Source organism: Moorena sp. SIO3B2, from assembly GCF_010692525.1.
Taxonomy (GTDB): Bacteria; Cyanobacteriota; Cyanobacteriia; order Cyanobacteriales; family Coleofasciculaceae; genus Moorena; species Moorena producens.
Window position 1 is genome coordinate 1 of the sequence record NZ_JAAHHE010000634.1, and the last position, 2,602, is coordinate 2,602.

At 45.8% G+C, this 2,602-nt stretch carries 2 protein-coding genes; both read left to right on the plus strand.

The window, feature by feature from the left end; all coding sequences use genetic code 11:
- Positions 1-468: 468 nt before the first annotated feature.
- The gene (locus F6K38_RS39175; RefSeq protein WP_287360318.1) at positions 469-1,725 is read left to right on the plus strand and encodes a nif11-class peptide radical SAM maturase 3; all 1,257 of its coding nucleotides are present in this window, start codon (positions 469-471) and stop codon (positions 1,723-1,725) included.
- 603 nt (positions 1,726-2,328) lie between these two features.
- Entirely contained in the window at positions 2,329-2,496 is a 168-nt protein-coding gene (locus F6K38_RS39180; protein WP_287265395.1) for a hypothetical protein, read from the plus strand.
- Positions 2,497-2,602: the final 106 nt, after the last annotated feature.

A 2,602-nucleotide genomic window follows, 5' to 3' on the forward strand; every position in this document is an offset into this window, starting at 1 on the left:
CATCGAGCCTGGACCGAAACCTCCTCAAGCGATCGCATTGTATGGCGCTTCCATACCTCCTGATCAAATTGGTTACATTTCAAAAGACGCGAACACAGACAATATTTCATAGTCTACGGAGTCGGGAGCGGTGCGACCCGTGGCGAATTTAATTCGCCTACGGAAAGCGCACCGAGGGAATCGGGAGTCGGGTGTCGGGTGTCGGGTGTCGGGTGTCGGGTGTCGGGAATCGGGAATCGGGAGTCGGGTGTCGGGGTAAGACGAAAATTTACTGTACCTCGTCAGTAAGATAAACGCTATAAAAATATTTCCTATCTCCCCATCTCCCTATCTCCCCATCTCCCCATCTCCCCATCTCCCCATCTCCCCAAACTTCCCACACTCTTACCCCTCTTACCTATTGCCTCTTGCCTTTTGCCTTTTCCTGCAATTCGTGTGTTTACAACCTAGATACAAACGTGCTTAGTTATGACTTATCGCCGAATTAGTTATGCGGTTTGGGAAATTACTCTTAAATGCAACCTAGCTTGTCAGCACTGTGGTTCTCGTGCTGGTCATACACGAGCAAAAGAACTTTCTACAGAGGAAGCTCTCGATTTGGTCAGACAGATGGCCGAAGTTGGAATTACAGAAGTCACCTTAATTGGGGGTGAAGCCTTTTTACGTCCGGACTGGCTAGAGATTGCCAAAGCCATTACCGATGCAGGAATGGTTTGTGGTATGACCACTGGTGGATTTGGGATTAGTTTAGAGACAGCCCGCCGGATGAAAGAGGCTGGAATTCGGGTAGTTTCCGTTTCTGTGGATGGCTTAGAAGCAACCCACGACCGCCTAAGGGGGAGAAAGGGTTCTTGGCAATGGGCATTTAAGACCATGAGCCATCTCCAGGAAGCTGGTATTCCTTTCGGCTGCAATACTCAAATCAATCGCCTCAGCGCACCAGAATTTCCCCAGATTTACCAGCTGCTTCGGGATGCAGGAATCTTTGCCTGGCAGATTCAGTTAACTGTACCCATGGGAAATGCAGCTGACAATTACGACATTCTGCTCCAACCCTATGAACTGCTGGATTTATATCCCATGATTGCTCGTGTAGTTGAGCGGGCTTATAGCGAAGGGGTGAAAGTACAGGCCGGAAATAATGTAGGCTATTACGGTCCCTACGAGCGACTACTGCGAGGGCGAGGAGAGAGCAATCCCTGGACATTTTGGCAGGGATGCCAAGCTGGACTCTCTACCTTGGGCATTGAAGCCGATGGTGCAATCAAAGGTTGCCCTTCCTTACCGACTTCAGCTTACACCGGAGGTAATATCCGAGACCACTCCCTCAGGAAAATTATTGAAGAAACTGAAGAATTGCGGTTTAACCTAGGAGCCGATACTCCCAAAGGGACATCCCATCTGTGGGGCTTCTGCAAGACTTGCGAATTTGCTGAACTATGTCGCGGTGGTTGCTCTTGGACCGCTCATGTGTTCTTTGACCGCAGAGGGAATAATCCTTACTGTCACCATCGGGCCTTAACTCAAGCATCTCAAGGAATTCGAGAGCGAGTTGTGCCTAAAGTAAAAGCCCAAGGACTTCCCTTTGATAACGGTGAATTTGAAATTATTGAAGAGCCAATTAACACTCCTTGGCCAAACAATGATCCCCTCCACTTTAGTGCTGATCGCATTCAGTGGTCAGACCATTGGCAAGATCAAAAAGAATTAGTGGCGTCTTTATAGGTTTTAGGGAGCAGGGATCCCCCCTAGCCCCCCTTATTAAGGGGGAGCAGGGATCCCCCCTAGCCCCCCTTATTAAGGGGGGAAGGGAATCGGGAGTCGGGAAGAAAATTTATAGCGTTTATTGCATGTATGAGGTGTAATAATCAACCTCAAAGTCCCCCTTTTTAAGGGGGATTTAGGGGGATCCCTTTGTCCCTCATGGGAAAGAGAATTGCTATAAATTTACTTCACGCTTACTAGTAAACCCCTATAGACTTAGCGGCAGTTGTCGGTAAACTCTGAATTTTACTGAGCTCTTGTAGCACTAAAAAACAACTTATTATTGTAAATAACAACAATAATTTTCAGTGATTAAATAATCAAATCTTATTCCTATTTCCTACTCCATACTCGGGTACATCTAATTTTTGCTATTTGGGTGGTGCGTTACGGGACGGAATTTCCTAACACTTTCTACCGAGAAAATAAGGTTTCGCCCGTCCCTAACGCACCCTACGCAACATTTACTCTTTCCCCTCTTGCCTTTTGCCTTTTGCCTTTTGCCTTTTGCCTTTTTCAGCAATTCGTGTGTTTACAACCCAGATCCAAACGCTATATACCACTATGCAGGATAAAAATAACTCGTTAGAACCATCCCTTGATAACTCTAAAACTCCAGGAGAATCTCTTCCCACCTTGTTACATCGAACAGCATGGACTAGTAATTTAGCCTATTGGAGAGTTCTTTTCAAAGCCAAGATTGCTTTAGACAAAATTGATAAATGTCAATAATCATAGCCATAAATTTGGTAATTTAATTTTAAAATATAGCGTTTTAAATACTTATTAGGTACACAGGATTTTTGGCGTTGCTGAATCAAGGAATGAATGCGCGATC